Here is a 16775-nt window from a genome sequence, read left to right on the forward strand (position 1 = left end):
CCGGTTCTTGCGCCCGAAGGCGATCATTATGTTGTGCTTCGAATAATCCGAATGAGCGACACATATATATAGTGTATCGGAAGTTCAGACCAGATTGCGCAAATTGCAGCAAATCACAACAATATTTGTCACGCCCGATTTCGACGCGACTCTCATTTGGCGATACGCGATACCCTATTTCCGGGGTGACGTTCAACCCTTCCTGCAAGTTCGAGTTCAATCAGAATGCTCGAAATGCTGTTTGCCGGAAGCTCAGACGCCCGAATAAGGTCATCAATCAGAAGCGGTGTGGTCGATAAAAGATCAAGAACTTTGCCACTCTGATTTACATCGGTGTCGGTGGGGGATAAATCCCCCAGTTCGCTATCAATTTCAATGCTTTGTGACGGTTCTTTTGATCCGGAATTTTCCGCATCCTGAACAATCGATTGTGCGATGTCATCATACCGCGCCGGATCGCTATTTGCCTCAGGGCTGCGTGCGTTCGTGTTAAATTGATGAAAATCTTCAAAAAGGTGCGTGTTTTGCGTCGCATCACGCAAAGCATCCAAAATCACATCCGCAGAGTCGCATAATATTGCGCCATCCCGGATCAGGCTATTTGGGCCTGCTGCACGCGGATCGGTTGGGGAACCGGGGACGGCAAACACATCGCGTCCCTGTTCACCGGCAAACCGTGCCGTGATCAATGACCCGGAATTTCGGCCCGCCTCAATCACAACCGTTCCGTATGATAGGCCGGAAATAATGCGGTTCCGCCTTGGGAAGTGACGCGCTTGTGGCTGTAAGCCGGGCGGCATTTCAGAAATAACACAGCCCTGTTCGCACAGTTTGCCATAAAGATCGCGATGTTCGCGTGGATAGATAACATCAACCCCACCGCCCAGAACGGCAATGGTGCCACCATGTGCATTTGGGTCAGCCTTCAAGGCCGCTTCATGGACTGCCCCATCAATGCCGCGCGCCATGCCTGACACCACAACATACCCTGCATCACATAGGCTGTGGCTAAGCTTTCGGGAAAATCCGCATCCGTTGGCCGATGCGTTGCGTGCCCCGACCAGCCCAATCGCAGGGCGGGCTAAAAGCTCAACACGGCCGATGGCATAAAAATAGGGTGGGGCATCTTCGATCCTGGCCAGCAGGGCTGGATATTCAGGGTCGCCAAAAATGATTGGCTTTGCACCACATGCCTTGGCGGCTTCAATCTCTTTGATCGTATCATCTCGACTAGCAAGACTGATTTTACGAGACGATTTAGTTCTGACGAGGAAATCAGGCAAGGCTTCAATAGCGTTGAGCGCGGAATCAAACTGGTCAAGAAGCTTGCGAAAGGTGATCGGACCTATATTGCTGCTAAGCGCCAGTCGCATACGCGCTAGACGTTCAGACTGTGGGTATCGCAATGGTGGCTCTATGTTTTTCCGCATATCGTTATAATTGTGGGCTTTAAGGTGTTTGTTCATCAAGAAAATCAACCAAGAGTGAGTTTTGTCATATTTTCCGTATCCCGAATTCGGTATCTGTGATGATTGTAATGCAATTCATGGTTATGTAAAGATTTGCGTCACCATTTGATTACATATGTAATCAAATGTATTGACTGCACGTAAAAGATGTGTAAGTTTCCATTTTATTGAAGCTAAAGTCGAGCACGTAATGGTGCTCTAATGTTTCCGGACGACTAAGGAGACGGATATTGTCCAATAAATCAGTCCCATTCAGTGTTCGTCTAGCAGCGGAAGATGCCGAGTTTGTTGCGTCTCTAAGTATGTCCGGGGCTGTTACGCCCAGTGACAAAATTCGCCAGATCATTTCCGAAGCTCGATTGCGCAAAGAAACCGGGCAGGACTTTAATGAAGTTCTCAAGTCTGTTCGGGATGACCTTCGCCCTTCGCTGGACAATCTGAGAAATCTCGAACGGGAGTTCGAGATTGAATCAGAGTTGCTTCACTACTTTGCCGACTGGATTTGTGAAGTACATGCTGAGTTGATTTCTGGCCCGAAGGGCGGAGATGATCTTCTCAAGTTTGAAGCGCGGATGGCTCAGCAGGCCGTTAAACTTTCCGAATATGTGCTGCGCCTTGCCATTACCGAAGATGCTCCGTGTTTTAATCCGGGGCTTATGAATGACTTAACCCGACGTATTGTCGAACTGTCGCGGCTCGTGGAAGCGCGAAATCAGAAGGAGAGTGTCAATGACTGAAGGATTATCAAGTCGTGTAAGCCGTATTATTAGTGGTGGACTGAATGCCATTCTTAATGCGGTCGAAGATGCGGCACCTGATGCAATCATGGAACAATCCATCCGGGAAATTGACGATGCGATCGAGGATGTACGCACAGAATTGGGCCGTGTGATTGCGACCAAACATCTCGCGAACAAGAAACTGTCGGACAAAAACTCTGAGCATGAAGATTTGTCTGACAAGATCGAAATAGCGTTAGGTCAAAAACGAGAAGATCTAGCTGAGACTGCTGTTTTCCATCAACTGGATATTGAAGCGCAAATCCCTGTTTTGGAGCAAAGCATTGCCGAAGCTGCGGAGCAGGAACGTGAGCTTGAAGGTTATATCGCTGCTCTACAGGCCCGTAAGCGTGAAATGAAGGAAGAATTGCAACATTTCCTCCAAGCGCGCCAAATATCCGGGGTTAAAACGTCAGATGGTGGCGCTGAGGCTTCGGTGGAACGTGGTGTTTCGAATGCAACAAAGACATTTGAACGTGTAATGGAACGTCAGACCGGCCTTGGTTCGGGCGGTCTGACCGCACCAAAGACCGCTGCTCAACTGCAGGAACTTGAAGCCCTTGCTAGGCAAAACCGCGTAAGCGAACGGCTAGCTGCGATAAAAACCCGTTTGAACAAATAGATGGTTTTGCAATGTTGCTGTCCTATGTGAATGAAACGGCAAATTTTCCATTCTCGGTCGCACTGGTGATCGTTGCAATTCTTGCTGCGATTGAAGGTGTGGGCCTTATGGTTGGGGCAGGGATATTTGGCTTCCTTGATGGATTGTTGCCAGATATTGATATTGATCTCGACATTGATGCGCCGGATCTTGCGAAGCCATCTCTCAGCGGGCAATTCTTGACCTGGCTTCGAATTGGCAAGGTTCCAGCTATATTCTCACTAATCGTATTTCTGGTGGCATTTGGCTTACTTGGCTTATTCATACAGGGATTAGTGAACGCTGTATTCGGTGCGCCTTTGCCGGCTTTGCTGGCCTCTATCCCTGCATTCGCCTTTTCAATGCCGGTGCTAAGTGTTGGCAATGCTGTTTTGATCAAGGTTTTGCCTCAAGACGAAACGTCTGCCGTTTCGCGCGATAGTTTGATTGGAAAACTAGCTACCCTTACTGGCGGCGAGGCGCGATCAAAATATCCGGCTCAGGCCAAAGTAAAGGATCAGCATACCCAAACGCACTACATTTTGGTTGAGCCAGATATTGGAATGGACAGTTTTATCCGCGGTGAGCGGGTTCTGATCGTTCGCCGAAAGAAGTCTGTTTATTTCGCGATTAGGCCGGAATCAAACGGTTTGACGGACTAGAGATGTTTATCTTCTAAAAATACTGGTGGAGAATTTTTGATGTACGGCAGAACAAGTATGTTTGATGGCCTATTAGGCGTTGGCACGGTGGCGATTGTGATTGTCGTCGCGATGTTGGCGATGGGCATGATTTTGATGCGGTTGTACGTCCGAGCATCAAAAGAAACTTCCTTTGTACGTACAGGTTTTGGTGGCCAAAAGATCATCATGAATGGTGGTGCATTGGTTTTCCCGATTCTGCACGAAACCATTCCGGTCAATATGAATACACTGCGTCTTGAGGTGCGCCGTGATGACGATCAGGCATTGATCACTCGGGATCGTATGCGTGTTGATGTGGTGGCAGAATTTTATGTTCGTGCCCAACCAACGGAAGAGTCAATTGCTGCTGCCGCACAAACGTTGGGTAAGCGCACGATGCAGCCAATGCAGCTTAAAGAACTGGTAGAAGGTAAGTTCGTCGATGCATTACGTTCGGTTGCAGCCGAAATGACGATGGAAGAACTCCATGAAAAAAGAACCGATTTTGTACAAAAGGTACAGCAAGCGGTTACAGAAGATCTTTTGAAGAACGGTTTGGAATTGGAATCTGTTTCTTTAACCGGTCTTGACCAGACCGGAATGGAATTCTTCAATCCGAACAACGCGTTTGATGCAGAGGGCTTGACCCGCCTGACAGAGGAAATTGAACGTCGTAAAAAGATCCGCAACGATGTTGAGCAAGATACGCAGGTCCAGATCAAGACCAAAAACTTGGAAAGTGAGAAGCTCCACCTTGCGTTAATCCGTGACGAGGAATACGCCAAGCTTGAGCAGCAACGCGAAGTGGAGGTGCGTAAGGCAACGCAGTTGGCCGAGATCGCACGCCATCGTGCAGAACAAGAGCAAGCAGCAAAGCAGGCAGAGATTAATTCTGTTCAGAACGTCGAAAAGTCAAAGATTACTGCCGATAAAGGCGTTGCCGAAGAACGGATCGAGATGGAACGATTGATCCGAGAAAAAGAAATTGAAAAGGAAAAGGCAATCGAACTTGCCGAACAAGTACGTGCGATTGCTATTGCTGAAAAATCCAAAGAGCAATCCGAAGCGCAATCTGTTGCTGATATCGCACGCGCCAAAGCCGTTCAGGCCGAGGAGAGAGTGACGACTTCTCGTGAAAACGAGGTCGCCGAACGTCACAAGGTGATTGAACTGATAGAAGCGGCAAAAGAAGCTGAACGACAGGCAATTGGCATCAAGGTTGCAGCGGAAGCAGAAAAAATGGCGGCATCGGATCGTGCAGATGCCCTGCGTGAAGAAGCTGAGGGTGAAGCTGCGGCAGAAAAACTCCGTGCGGAAGCAGCTGAAATTCGTTATCGCGTCGATGCAGAAGGAACTAGAGCGATCAATGAAGCGCAAAATGTCCTATCGGCGGAGCAGATTGCAATGCAGATCAAGGTTAAGCTGATTGAAAATCTGGATCAGATTATTCGTGAAAGCGTCAAACCTATGGAAAACATTGACGGTATCAAGATTATTCAGGTCGAAGGTCTTGGTGGAGGATCCGGTTCAAATGGTGCGCAGGCTGGCAGCGGTAACCTCGCCGACAATGTTGTCAACAGCGCCCTTCGCTATCGTGCACAGGCGCCGTTGTTGGATTCCTTATTGAAGGAAGTCGGGATTAACGGGGGTGATATAAATAGTATCGCCTCAATTTTACCCGAAATGGGTGGTTCGGTTGAAGCAGAGAAAGCTGGAGGCGGCGCCGCGAATCAGACACCTGAAAAACCAGCAAATTAAGTGATACTTCGCCTGTTGATTTGAAGCAAAGAAGCCCATCCAGAAAAATTGGATGGGCTTCTTCTTTATATATTTTGTGGCCTTGATGTCGTGCGTTCTACAAATTCACTTCTTTTTCTGGCCAATCTTTGGTTCTTCACTGCGCAAAAGGCGGCCAATATTGTCGTGATGCGCCAACCAGACAATCACCGCCAAAAACACACCAAGCCATCCAGCACCCGGATCATTGGCAATAAAGAAAGCGGCAAGTGGGGCTGCGATCATCGCAATCAGCGCCGAAAGCGATGAGATGCGGAATATCAGCGCCATCACCAGCCATGTAAGTGCTGCGCAAAGCCCCATGATCCAGTTTACGGCGGCCAGAGTTCCAAGGGTCGTGGCAACACCTTTGCCGCCCTTAAACCGCAGCCAGACCGGGAACATATGGCCAATCACAGCACCACCGCCGGCAAAGATGCCCTGTTCGACGCCGACAAGGTGGGTGAAAATCAGAACCGCAAACGCGCCTTTGCCCGCGTCCCCAATCAGGGTCAGGAAGGCAAGACCCTTGCGTCCGGTGCGTAAAACGTTGGTTGCACCAATGTTGCCCGAACCGATTTTGCGAATATCACCAAGACCGGCCATGCGGGTGAGGACAAGGCCAAACGGAATGGACCCCAGCAAATAACCGCACACTGTTGCCACCTGAAGCGACATCAACATTGCTTTGTAGGTTGCATCAAGTTCCATCTCAGGCACCTTCCGTAAAGACTTCGCGGCCATCAATCAGGGTGCGCAAAACGCGACCCTGCGTCAGACGGCCATCAAAGGGCGAGTTTTTTGATTTGGACTGGAATTGGTAAGGATCAATTTTCCACGGACGGTCCGGATCAAAGATCACAAGATCCGCAGGTGTTCCTTCTTCAAGCGTGCCAGCCCCCTTGATGCGGACAAGTTCGGCCGGAACACGGGTCAATTTCGTGATGACCTCAAGCAGTGACATATGCCCGTTGTGATAGAGCTCAAGTGCGATGGGCAGCAACGTTTCAAACCCGACACCACCGGCGGCGGCTTGCGCAAAGGGCAGGCGCTTTGAGTCAACATCTTGCGGGTTATGGTCCGACGCAATGGCATCAATCGTGCCATCGGCCAAACCGGCAACAATCGCCTGACGGTCATCTTCGGATCGAAGGGGGGGGGACAGTTTGGCAAATGTCCGGTAATCAGACACCGCGTTTTCATTGAGCGCAAAGTAAAACGGTGCCGTGTCACACGTGACTTTTAGGCCACGTTTTTTGGCCTTGCGGATCACCTCAACCGATTCACCTGTCGAAATATGGGCAAAATGCAAACGTCCACCCGTCATTTCAACCAAACGCAGGTCACGCTCAATCTGAATAACCTCGGCCAAGGGCGAAGCACCCGAAAGTCCAAGACGGGTGGCAAGCTCGCCACTGTTCATCGCCGCACCCTTGGAAAGTTCCGGTTCTTCGGGATGCTGAACAATCATGCCGTCAAAGAAGGTCGAATAGGCCAGTGCCTGACGCAAAAGGCGTGCACTGGCAATCGTCTGAATGCCATCGCAAAAGGCAACCGCACCGGCCTGATGCAATAGGCCAAGCTCGGTAATTTCCTTGCCTTCGATGCCTTTTGATACCGCGCCATAGACAAATACTTTTGCCAGACCAACCTTGCGTGCGCGCCGGGCGATGAATTCAACACCGGCCACATCATCAATCACCGGGTCGGTGTTGGGAAGGGCGATGATGGTTGTAATGCCACCGGTGGCGGCCGATTTCCCGGCGGTTTCGATGGTTTCTTGGTGCTCAAATCCCGGTTCACGCAATTGCGCGCGCATGTCGACCAGGCCCGGTGCCAAGCATGCGCCGTTAAGGTCGGTGACCAAATATCCATCAGGCACGGTATCGGCGGTTACATCGGCACCGCTTTTAAGGATCTTGTCATCCTGAATCAGAATACCACCAAGGGTATCGGTCTGTTTTGCCGGGTCAATCAGGCGGGCATTGATAAATGCCTTTTGGCCAGCGCCTTTGGCGCGAATGGCGGGGCTCATGCCTGACCTCCCATCGTTCTATGGTTCTGGACAAGCAGTTCAAGTGTCGCCATGCGCACGGCAACCCCCATTTCGACCTGTTCGCGAATGACCGACCGTTCGACGTCGTCGGCCACTTCACTGTCGATTTCGACACCACGGTTCATGGGGCCGGGATGCATGATCAGCGCGTCGGGTTTGGCATTTGCCAGTTTGGCACGATCAAGCCCATGGAAATGGAAATACTCACGCACCGAAGGGATAAAGCTTCCTTCCATGCGTTCAAGCTGAAGACGTAACATCATGACGATGTCGCAGTCTTTCAGGCCTTCTTCCATGTTATGGAATATTTCAACACCCATCCGGTCGATCTTTGACGGGATCAAGGTCGGTGGGGCCACAAGGCGCACCCGCGATCCCATGGTGTTAAGCAATAAGATGTTGGACCGTGCGACCCGTGAATGGGCGATGTCGCCGCAAATAGCAACATTCAGGCGATGCAGACGCCCCTTGTGGCGGCGAATGGTCAACGCATCAAGCAGTGCCTGTGTCGGATGTTCGTGGCGTCCATCACCGGCATTAAGAACCGCGCAATTCACCTTTTCGCTCAGAAGCTTAACTGCACCACTGTCCCCGTGGCGCACAACAAGCGCGTCCGGGTTCATCGCATTAAGCGTCATCGCCGTATCAATCAGGGTTTCGCCCTTTTTGACCGAACTTGTCCCGACCGTCATATTAATGACGTCCGCCCCCAGACGCTTGGCTGCAAGCTCAAACGACGTCAGGGTACGGGTGGAATTTTCGTAAAACAGATTAACAACCGTGGCACCGGCCAGAATATTACTGGTCTTGTCAGCAGAACGGTTCTTTTCCGCGTAATGCTGTGCCCGATCAAGAATAAGGGTGATTTCCCCGGGGGTAAGACCCTCGATGCCGAGGAGGTGTGGGTGCGGATAATGATCCGCCGCTGGTCCCATGACGCTCATGGCGTTGCACATTTCCCTTGGGTGATCCTGGAAGAATTTCGCGCGGAGCATACCCAATTGGCCCGGTCACGAAAAGGTAAATATTGCGCTGTTATACTGCCTGTTTCCTGACTGCATGGTCAAGTTTTCCGGACGGTTGCGTGGACAGGGCCCGCGTTAAACCGCATGCACCAGAATGGCAATGATTGGCATGCTCGCAATTGCCGCCAGTGTATGGACAGTAATGATGCTGGCCATCATCGGCGCATCCCCGCCCATCAGGCGCGCCAGTACATAAGCACTGGCCGAACAGGGCAGGGCGGCATATAGGACAACGGCTGCCATGTCGGTCGTGGGTAACCCCAATGCGATGCAAAGCCCCGCGGCGATTGCCGGGCTGATTGCCAGTTTTCCAATTGTTGAGATACCAACGGGAATGCCCGCCTGCCGGGCTGCTGTCAGATCGAGTCCGGCTCCAACCGCAAGCAACCCGATCGGAAGGGCTGCCCGGCCAAGAACCTCAAGAAACGGACCAATGACTGGGGGCAACCCAACTCCGATGACGTTCACAAGGCTTCCGAGGACACAGGCCATCAACAGTGGATTTTTGCCGACATCGCGCAACAGCGACAACACCCCGGGTTTACGGTCATTGTCGCCCCAGTGCGCGCAGGCAAGAACCGAGATAACATTGACTGTTGGCACCACCAGTGCAACGCAAAGGGCAGTCACCGTTAATCCATGCGTCCCTAGCAAGGTGGCCGCAACGGCAAGGCCGATATAGGTATTGGGCCGAATGGCCCCTTGCACCAGCGATGAAAATGCCGCCGGGCTGACTTTAAGCACCGGTTTGATTGCAAGAATTAAAAGCGTGCAGATCGCAATCGTCCCCAGCATTGCCCCGGCAATCCCCAACAACGGCAAACTGCCAAGGTCGGCCTTGGCCGTATTGGAAAACAGCAAGGCCGGGAAGGTGACAAAATAGGTCAGTTTTTCCGCGCCCGGCCAAAACGTGTCTGGCAGAAAACGCCGTTGACGTAAAACATACCCCAGAATGATCAGGGCAAATGTCGGTAGCAGGGCGGAAAGAATGGCGATCATCAAATGTCTTTCAACATGGAACTGCGAGCACTGTTTGTCTTTCGATCAGCAGTTTGGATCTTGATTTACAATTGTAAAGCAACCACTTGGTCTAGGGAACTGGTTTGCAGAATATGATCTGACCGTGAGCCAGTTGTGCTTTGCTGATGATATCAGACTGTGATAGTCAGCACAGGGTTCATAATGCTGACAATGTACACTGATTTCAATTGAAAGCGTTTTCTACGCCACCACCATAAGGGGTTACCACATGCCGCGCGCGATTGATCATCTTGTTTTGTGTGTGAACGATCTTGATGCCGCAATTGCCGCATATGTTGAGCTTGGCTTTACCGTAACGCCGCGTGCGATCCACCCGTTCGGGACCGGAAATGCGCTGATCCAGCTTGATGGTCTGTACATCGAATTACTGTCGGTCATTGAGCCAGCCAAGATTGCCGAAACCGATCTGGCGTCGCCATTTTCCTTTGCCGTTTATAATCGTGACTATCTGCGCCATCGTGAAGGCATGTCGATGCTGGCCCTTCAATCACACGATGCGGAAAAAGATCGCGAAGATTTCATTGCCGCCGGAGCGGCTGTGCCGCACGTCTTTCATTTCGAACGCGATGCCAAAACGCCACAGGGTGATGAAGTTGGTGTTGCGTTTGCGCTGGCATTCGCCAACCATCCTTTATTACGAAATGCGGTCAGTTTCGTTTGCCAGCATCGCCATCCACCCCAGAATTTCTATTTCCCCGAATATCAGTCACACGAAAATACGGCCTGCGCGATTGGCAAGGTCTTCTTGTCACATTGGGCTGCGGATGCCGTACGCGAATTCTATCAAGGCATTGATGTCGATGGATTGGTCGAAGCCCTGCACGGCGATGAGTTGGTCGACAAATACGGCATTGATGATCCAAACTTCCCAACGGACGGGTTCGCCGGGTTTGAGCTGATTGTCGATGACATGTCGCGGATTGCGGATGCGGCAAAAACGCTGGGGGCGATCTATAAAAAGGATCAACTGATCCTGCCGCCCTCGAAATTCTTTGGCGTGATGGTTGTGATCACTGCCAAATAAAAAAAAGCCGCCTGAAATATCAGGCAGCTTTCAATTTGGTGTTACGTCGCTTGTGCTTGGGGTAGGGGCGTTTATGCCTCGTCGCCCTCATCATCAAAATCGTCTTCTTCTTCATCGGGCACGGCATTCTCGCCCGGATCGGTATGACGGTTAAGGTTATCAAGCGCACCTTGCAGGATATAGGCGGCCGCCGTTTTATCGACGACTTCCGCGCGACGTTTGCGCGTCATGTCGACTTCCTGGATCAGGATGCGCTCAACTGCATTGGTCGACAGGCGCTCGTCCCACATCAAAACGGGCAGGTCGATATATTTTTCCATCTCGTCGATGAACGCGTAAACCCGATGGCAAGCTTTCCCAATCGTACCGTCAAGCTCACGCGGGAAGCCAATGACGATGCCCCCGACATTCTGCTTGGTGACGATTGATGAAAGCTGTGCAACGTCGCGGGTGAATTTCTTCCGCGAGATCAGCTCATAAGGTGATGCAATCTGCAGCCCGACATCTGAAAGGGCCACGCCAATGGTTTTGGTGCCAAGATCAAGCCCCAAAACGCGCGCTGCTGGTGTAAGGCACCGCAGCAATTCCTGTGTATCATTGCAAATCATGGCGACCTTATAGGTTTGTTGGCGATAAAATACCAGCGCAAAGCAATCATGTTGCCCATCCGTGAACGCATAGCAGGCCGCACCCCTAGCAGCAGTCGATAATGCTGCTTTTGGTGTAATCTTTGTGTGGTTATGTCGCAATGCTTCTATATTTGGTGTTTCTTTAGGTTGAACTGAAGCAGCATGTTTGTTCTAATGTGTGAATTCAAAATTTGAGCAAAACTGAAAACAGCACAAAATTTGTGCGAAAACGAAACTCAAAGTGAATGAAGATAAAACAGGGGGTATTTGGGCTTGACCGACGGTGCATCTAATGACGCGTTTGTTGAATTTGAACGCGTACAGAAAAGCTACGATGGCGAAACGCTTGTCGTGAAAGATCTCAACCTATCGATGCCAAAGGGCGAATTCCTGACGATGCTTGGCCCGTCAGGGTCTGGCAAAACGACATGTCTTATGATGCTCGCAGGTTTTGAGACAGCCACACATGGCGACATTCGCTTGGGCGGTGTTTCCATCAATAATATCCCGCCGCACAAGCGCGGTATTGGCATGGTGTTTCAGAACTACGCACTGTTCCCGCATATGACCATTGCCGAGAATCTTGCGTTCCCGCTAGAAGTTCGCAAGCTTGGCAAGGCCGAGCGTGAGCAGAAGGTCAAAAGGGCACTCGACATGGTCGAGATGGGCGATTTTGGTGGTCGCCGTCCGGCACAATTGTCGGGTGGACAGCAGCAACGTGTCGCTTTGGCGCGCGCACTGGTGTTTGAGCCGGAACTGGTTCTGATGGATGAACCGCTTGGCGCACTTGATAAACAGCTGCGTGAAAAAATGCAGTTTGAAATTACCTATCTGGCGCATCAATTGGGCATCACCACCGTTTACGTGACCCACGATCAGACCGAAGCCCTGACCATGTCAGACCGGGTTGCCGTGTTTGACGATGGCCGTATTCAGCAGCTTGCGCCGCCCGATAAGCTTTATGAAACACCGGAAAACAGCTTCGTCGCCCAATTCATCGGTGAAAACAACACGCTTGAAGGTGTTGTGAAAGAAATCAAGGGCAATACCTGCGTGATTGAGCTCGATGGCGGCGAAGTCATTGACGCCGTACCGGTCAACGTAAGTAAAGTCGGCGAACGCACCCGTGTGTCGATCCGCCCAGAACGCGTTGAATATAACCGGGATCGTCTCCACGCAGATGCCCACACACTCAAGGCAGAGGTGCTGGAATTCATCTATATGGGCGATATTTTCCGCACACGTCTGCGTGTGGCCGGGAACGACGAGTTTGTGATCAAGACAAGAAACGCACCAGATCAGGTACGCTTGAAGCGGGGCCAGCAGATCGAAATCGGCTGGCTTGCAGAAGATTGCCGCGCACTAGACGCGTAACAATCAGACTTTAGGCAGAAACAGGATTGGCACGCCCGGGTGCCTTCCGACGTCAATAGTTCCGGGAAACAATCAGGGAGCATAACTATGCAACTCATTAAGACCCTTTCGGCGACGGCACTGCTCGTCGCGGCCAGTGGTACGGCATATGCCGACGATATGGCTTCGAACATGACGCTGGTAAGCTGGGGTGGTGCCTATCAGGCCAGTCAGGTTGCGGCTTATGCCGAGCCATACAAAGCCATGCACTCAGATGTTACGATCACCTGGGACGAAAGCTCGAACGAGGCTGTTGCCAAGTTGCGTGCGATGAACGAAGCAAACAACGTCACCTGGGATCTGGTTGACGTCGTTGCTTCTGACGCGTTGCGCCTTTGCGACGAAGGTCTGGCAATGGAAATTGACGCCAATGAACTTCTTGCTGAGGCCCCTGATGGGACTTCTGCCGAGGATGACTTTGGTGATCTTCTGGTCAGTGACTGCTTTATCCCGCAGATCGTTTATTCAACCACCGTTGGTTTCCGTACCGACATGGTTCCGGAAGGCACTGCTGCGCCGACCGACATCTGTGCAATTTTTGATACCAAAACCTATCCAGGCATGCGTTCGCTCGAAAAACGCCCGATCAATAACATGGAATGGGCACTGCTTTGCGACGGTGTTGCCAAGGACGAAGTTTACGACGTTCTCGGTACCCCGGAAGGTCAGCAGCAGGCACTTGATAAGCTCGCAACCATCAAGGACGACGTGATCTGGTGGAGCGCTGGTGCAGATACGCCGCAGCTTCTGGCTGATGGCGAGGTCTTCATGGGGTCAACCTACAACGGTCGTCTGTTCTCCGCGATTGTTGAGCAGGACCAGCCGATTGGTATGCTTTGGGATGCGCAGGTCTTCGATCTTGACGGCTGGATCATTCCGGCCGGCTTGCCAGAAGACCGCCTTGCACGCGTGAAGGATTTTGTGAAATTCGCAACCGACACGCAGCGTTTGGCTGACCAGTCCAAATATATCTCTTATGGTCCGGCACGTGCGTCATCTGCTCCGCTGGTTGGCAAACATGCTGAACTCGGCATTGAAATGGCGCCGCACATGCCGACCGATCCTGCAAACAGCAAGAACACGTTCCTGTATAACTACGAGTTCTGGGCTGATTACCGCGACGATATCGATGCCAAGTTCCAGGCTTGGTTGGCTCAGTAAGAGCTAATTGGAAGGGGGCCGCCTGCGGCCCCCTTTTCCCATTAAAGTGTGACCAATCGATATAACAGACCGACAAAACGGCGGGCTGACGGGGGCGTGATGAGTGATACGACACAAGAGTTAGTGCTAGCAGCGGATGGCAGGCCACTAAAACAGAGCTTGCGACGGGCTTTAATGCGGCAAAAGATACGAGCGCTGATGCTGATCGCGCCACTTTTGCTGTTTGTGGTTGTGACCTTTATCGTGCCTATTCTATCGATGCTTTTCCGTTCTGTTGAAAATGACATCGTGCCCGATACAATTCCCGGCGTCGTGACAGAACTTGCCGAATGGGATGGTTCCGTCGGGGCGCCGCCGTCCGAACAAGTATTCCGCTACCTTTATCTGGACCTGTTTAAGGCATCAGAAGCCAAACAGCACACCAGACTGGGGACGCGCCTGAACTATGAGAAAACCGGACTGTCATCTTTGTTGCGCACCACCGGGCGTTCGCTTGATGACGTTGGTGAAGAATGGCAGGATCCGCTCGAAGATATCGATGCGAATTTCAAAGACGGTGCGTTCTGGTACCAAATGATGTCTGGCACCGACGGCGAAGATCTGCTTGAGGAGCGCCGCGATCTTTGGGCCGCAATGGTTGGCGAAAGTATGGCCGGGGATGTCGGCTTTGTCCCGTCAGAGCAGGTTGCTCAGATGTTGCCCTGGACCACACGTGCCTATACAGATTTCGCAATCTGGACCGCGATCGAGGACGAAGACTCCGTTGCCGAGGAAGACCCTTGGGAAGCAGTCTATGGTGCCTTGGGGATGGATTTGACCAACCCCGAAACTGTCTCCGCGATCCAAAGCTATACCGGGCCGGGGGCTGATGCCTTAAAAGCTGCGGCTGCCAATGTCGGCCAACTGCCGCAAACCGGCTTCCGCGAGGCCTTCGCGGCTGAGAATGAAGACTGGCTGTCGCCTGATGTCTGGGCCACGATCAAGCTCTATTCATCGAGCATGACGTCCGGCTATTTCCTCAATGCGGTCGATATGCAATTGACCCCGGACGGGATCGAACAGAAACCAGAAAACCAGCAAATTTACACTCAGCTGTTTATGCGAACTCTTGTGATGGCACTCATCATTACGGCAAGCTGTGTCGTTCTGGGCTACCCGGTTGCGTGGCTGCTGGCAAACTTGCCAATGCGCACGGCCAGTATTCTGATGATCCTTGTTCTTCTGCCGTTCTGGACATCGCTTCTTGTACGGACTTCTGCATGGAAAGTTCTTTTGCAACAACAAGGGGTGATCAACGAAATCCTTGTTTGGCTTGGCTTTGTAAATGATGCTGATCGTTTGATCCTGATGAATAATGCGACCGGTACGATCATTGCCATGACGCATATTTTGTTACCGTTCATGATCTTGCCGCTTTATTCGGTGATGAAAACCATTCAGCCCAGCTACCTTCGGGCGGCCAAATCACTTGGTGCCACCAACTGGACTGCGTTCTGGCGGGTTTATTTCCCACAATCGGTTCCGGGCATTGGTGCGGGCTCGATCCTGGTCTTTATTCTGGCGATTGGCTATTACATCACGCCGGAAATCGTTGGGGGCACAAGTGGTGTCTTCATCTCAAACCGGATTGCCTATCACATCTCAAGTTCACTCAACTGGGGCCTAGCGGCTGCATTGGGCTCGATCCTTCTGGTGGTCGTGCTCGGTCTGTACTGGTGCTATGACAAGATTGTCGGCATTGATAACGTGAAGTTGGGGGGCTAAGGGCATGAGTGCTGCAATCATTGAAATCAAACGGCCGGACCTGTTGACCTTTACGATGCCCATCGTGGCAGTTTTGGGGGCGATGTTCGGCTTTATCACCGGCAACATCTTTGGTGATCCATGGATCGGGTTGATCGGCGGTGCCATTGTCGGTGCGGCGTTGGCCGGTGTTTTGGCAAAGATCACGTCGGTCAAGCGTTGGAAAAGCATCTGGGGCGTTGCCGTACTTTTCGGTGTCGTCGGGGCACTTTTCGGCGGTGTTGGCGGTCTGTTTGGCGGTTTCCTTGTCGGCCTTTCGATGGGCTGGTTCGCGACATGGGTCGGCACCGGTCAGTATCGTAAACGTGTGCCAATCTATTACACACCGGGGCAGGTGCTGTGGCACAGCACGTTCCTGTTCATCTGTGCTTTTGTCTTCTTCTTCCTGATTGCGCCGTTGGTTCCAGTCATTTGGCTCAGCTTCAATGCTGAAAACTTCTTCACCTTTACGCCTGAAATGTTGAGTTTTAAGGCCGAAGGGTACAGTCTGAAGCATTACCGTGACTTCCTTGGGACGGATGAGTGGATGGTGCCGCTCAAAAACTCGCTGATCATTGCGCCGATTGCGACAATTATATCGGTGTCGCTGGGAACGCTGGCGGCCATCGGTCTGAGCCAGTCTCATGTGCCCGGTCGACAGGCAATGATGGCTATCCTGATTTCACCGATGATTGTGCCATTGATCATTTCTGCGACCGGCATGTTCTTTTTCTATGCGCCGCTTGGCAACTGGCTTCAGGTCAATCTCGGCCTTAATCAGGCGTTTGTTGGTTATGTGAAGGTGATCCTTGCCCATGCGGTGCTGGGGATTCCTTTTGTCATTATCACTGTCACGGCGACACTGGTGGGCTTTGATAAATCGCTGACGCGTGCAGCGGCAAATATGGGGGCCAACCCGGTCACGACGTTCTTTCGGGTGCAAATGCCACTTATTCTGCCGGGTGTAATTTCAGGCGGTTTGTTTGCTTTCATCACCTCGTTTGATGAAGTTGTCGTTGTATTGTTCGTTGGCTCAGCCCGTCAGCAAACCCTGCCATGGCAGATGTACACTGGTTTGCGCGAACAGATTTCTCCGACCATTCTGGCAGCCGCGACGATCCTTGTGGCGGTTTCGATCCTGCTTCTGCTAACGGTCGAGTTGCTCCGTCGTCGTTCCGAGCGTCTGCGTGGCATGAGCCCAGGGTAAGCCGAACACGTCAGACCGGGATGTCTAACCAAGTTAAACCGGGCCGGCGGCATTCTGTGTCGTCGGCTCGGTTGTATCTCGGGCCCTTAA

At 51.9% G+C, this 16775-nt stretch carries 15 protein-coding genes; 9 read left to right on the top strand and 6 right to left on the bottom strand.

Going from position 1 to position 16775, the window contains the following annotated elements:
• Nucleotides 1-152: 152 nt before the first annotated feature.
• The gene (gene dprA, locus K355_RS0103130; protein WP_245562894.1) at nucleotides 153-1466 is read right to left on the bottom strand and encodes a DNA-processing protein DprA; all 1314 of its coding nucleotides are present in this window, start codon (nucleotides 1464-1466) and stop codon (nucleotides 153-155) included.
• Nucleotides 1467-1699: 233 nt separating this feature from the next.
• Between dprA and K355_RS0103135 the strand changes: the two genes are divergently transcribed.
• Genes K355_RS0103135 through K355_RS22980 form a run of 4 tightly spaced genes read left to right on the top strand, consistent with a single transcriptional unit; the run spans nucleotide 1700 to nucleotide 5329 of the window.
• Complete coding sequence (locus tag K355_RS0103135; protein ID WP_022730660.1) at nucleotides 1700-2206, top strand: hypothetical protein; 507 nt, start codon at nucleotides 1700-1702, stop codon at nucleotides 2204-2206.
• On the top strand, nucleotides 2199-2870 hold the full coding sequence (locus tag K355_RS0103140; protein ID WP_022730661.1) for a PspA/IM30 family protein: 672 nt from the start codon (nucleotides 2199-2201) through the stop codon (nucleotides 2868-2870). Before K355_RS0103135 ends, K355_RS0103140 begins: the two co-directional genes overlap by 8 nt.
• Before the next feature lie 11 nt (nucleotides 2871-2881).
• Entirely contained in the window at nucleotides 2882-3550 is a 669-nt protein-coding gene (locus tag K355_RS22975) for a YqiJ family protein (RefSeq protein ID WP_081649440.1), read from the top strand.
• 39 nt (nucleotides 3551-3589) lie between these two features.
• Entirely contained in the window at nucleotides 3590-5329 is a 1740-nt protein-coding gene (locus K355_RS22980) for a flotillin family protein (RefSeq protein ID WP_211219011.1), read from the top strand.
• Nucleotides 5330-5434: 105 nt separating this feature from the next.
• On the opposite strand, the gene plsY is transcribed toward K355_RS22980, so the two are convergent.
• The 4 genes from plsY to K355_RS0103170 form a co-directional block, all read right to left on the bottom strand.
• A complete protein-coding gene (gene plsY, locus K355_RS0103155; protein ID WP_022730662.1) occupies nucleotides 5435-6058 on the bottom strand; it encodes a glycerol-3-phosphate 1-O-acyltransferase PlsY in 624 nt (207 codons plus the stop codon).
• A gap of 1 nt (nucleotide 6059) precedes the next feature.
• Nucleotides 6060-7382 carry a dihydroorotase gene (gene pyrC / locus K355_RS0103160; protein WP_022730663.1) on the bottom strand — a complete coding sequence of 441 codons (1323 nt, stop codon included), beginning with the start codon at nucleotides 7380-7382 and terminating at the stop codon, nucleotides 6060-6062.
• Entirely contained in the window at nucleotides 7379-8338 is a 960-nt protein-coding gene (locus K355_RS0103165; RefSeq protein ID WP_101300911.1) for an aspartate carbamoyltransferase catalytic subunit, read from the bottom strand. The genes pyrC and K355_RS0103165 overlap by 4 nt, the downstream gene beginning before the upstream one ends.
• 165 nt (nucleotides 8339-8503) lie before the next feature.
• Complete coding sequence (locus tag K355_RS0103170; protein WP_022730665.1) at nucleotides 8504-9427, bottom strand: AEC family transporter; 924 nt, start codon at nucleotides 9425-9427, stop codon at nucleotides 8504-8506.
• A 250-nt stretch (nucleotides 9428-9677) separates the two neighbouring features.
• Here K355_RS0103170 and K355_RS0103175 point away from each other — a divergent pair, with 250 nt between their 5' ends.
• On the top strand, nucleotides 9678-10493 hold the full coding sequence (locus tag K355_RS0103175; RefSeq protein ID WP_022730666.1) for a VOC family protein: 816 nt from the start codon (nucleotides 9678-9680) through the stop codon (nucleotides 10491-10493).
• Nucleotides 10494-10564: 71 nt separating this feature from the next.
• Here the strand turns inward: K355_RS0103175 and ruvX are convergent, their stop codons facing one another.
• Nucleotides 10565-11101, bottom strand: coding sequence for a Holliday junction resolvase RuvX (gene ruvX / locus K355_RS22985; RefSeq protein ID WP_022730667.1), 537 nt, complete (start codon nucleotides 11099-11101; stop codon nucleotides 10565-10567).
• A 294-nt stretch (nucleotides 11102-11395) separates the two neighbouring features.
• Between ruvX and K355_RS0103185 the strand changes: the two genes are divergently transcribed.
• The 4 genes from K355_RS0103185 to K355_RS0103200 all read left to right on the top strand — a co-directional run bounded on the left by K355_RS0103185 (nucleotide 11396) and on the right by K355_RS0103200 (nucleotide 16685).
• Entirely contained in the window at nucleotides 11396-12496 is a 1101-nt protein-coding gene (locus K355_RS0103185) for an ABC transporter ATP-binding protein (protein ID WP_028791272.1), read from the top strand.
• A gap of 87 nt (nucleotides 12497-12583) precedes the next feature.
• Nucleotides 12584-13696 (top strand): extracellular solute-binding protein, encoded by a 1113-nt coding sequence (locus tag K355_RS0103190; protein ID WP_022730669.1) that lies wholly within the window; start codon nucleotides 12584-12586, stop codon nucleotides 13694-13696.
• 198 nt (nucleotides 13697-13894) lie between these two features.
• Nucleotides 13895-15460, top strand: a complete 1566-nt coding sequence (locus tag K355_RS0103195) for an ABC transporter permease (protein ID WP_245562895.1) — start codon at nucleotides 13895-13897, stop codon at nucleotides 15458-15460.
• Nucleotides 15461-15464: 4 nt separating this feature from the next.
• Nucleotides 15465-16685 carry an ABC transporter permease gene (locus tag K355_RS0103200; protein WP_022730671.1) on the top strand — a complete coding sequence of 407 codons (1221 nt, stop codon included), beginning with the start codon at nucleotides 15465-15467 and terminating at the stop codon, nucleotides 16683-16685.
• The last annotated feature ends 90 nt before the right edge of the window (nucleotides 16686-16775 follow it).

Origin of the sequence: Thalassospira lucentensis MCCC 1A00383 = DSM 14000 (assembly GCF_000421265.1) — a bacterium.
Lineage (GTDB): Bacteria > Pseudomonadota > Alphaproteobacteria > Rhodospirillales > Thalassospiraceae > Thalassospira > Thalassospira lucentensis.

Excerpts from the sequence above, each read along its gene's own strand:
- K355_RS0103195 (WP_245562895.1), top strand. The coding sequence starts at position 13,895 with ATGCTGATCGCGCCACTTTTGCTGTTTGTGGTTGTGACCTTTATCGTG.
- K355_RS22980 (WP_211219011.1), top strand. The coding sequence starts at position 3,590 with ATGTACGGCAGAACAAGTATGTTTGATGGCCTATTAGGCGTTGGCACG.
- dprA (WP_245562894.1), bottom strand. The coding sequence starts at position 1,466 with ATGAACAAACACCTTAAAGCCCACAATTATAACGATATGCGGAAAAAC.
- plsY (WP_022730662.1), bottom strand. The coding sequence starts at position 6,058 with ATGGAACTTGATGCAACCTACAAAGCAATGTTGATGTCGCTTCAGGTG.
- K355_RS0103190 (WP_022730669.1), top strand. The coding sequence starts at position 12,584 with ATGCAACTCATTAAGACCCTTTCGGCGACGGCACTGCTCGTCGCGGCC.
- K355_RS0103175 (WP_022730666.1), top strand. The coding sequence starts at position 9,678 with ATGCCGCGCGCGATTGATCATCTTGTTTTGTGTGTGAACGATCTTGAT.
- ruvX (WP_022730667.1), bottom strand. The coding sequence starts at position 11,101 with ATGATTTGCAATGATACACAGGAATTGCTGCGGTGCCTTACACCAGCA.
- K355_RS0103140 (WP_022730661.1), top strand. The coding sequence starts at position 2,199 with ATGACTGAAGGATTATCAAGTCGTGTAAGCCGTATTATTAGTGGTGGA.
- K355_RS0103165 (WP_101300911.1), bottom strand. The coding sequence starts at position 8,338 with ATGGGACCAGCGGCGGATCATTATCCGCACCCACACCTCCTCGGCATC.
- pyrC (WP_022730663.1), bottom strand. The coding sequence starts at position 7,382 with ATGAGCCCCGCCATTCGCGCCAAAGGCGCTGGCCAAAAGGCATTTATC.
- K355_RS0103200 (WP_022730671.1), top strand. The coding sequence starts at position 15,465 with ATGAGTGCTGCAATCATTGAAATCAAACGGCCGGACCTGTTGACCTTT.
- K355_RS22975 (WP_081649440.1), top strand. The coding sequence starts at position 2,882 with ATGTTGCTGTCCTATGTGAATGAAACGGCAAATTTTCCATTCTCGGTC.
- K355_RS0103170 (WP_022730665.1), bottom strand. The coding sequence starts at position 9,427 with ATGATCGCCATTCTTTCCGCCCTGCTACCGACATTTGCCCTGATCATT.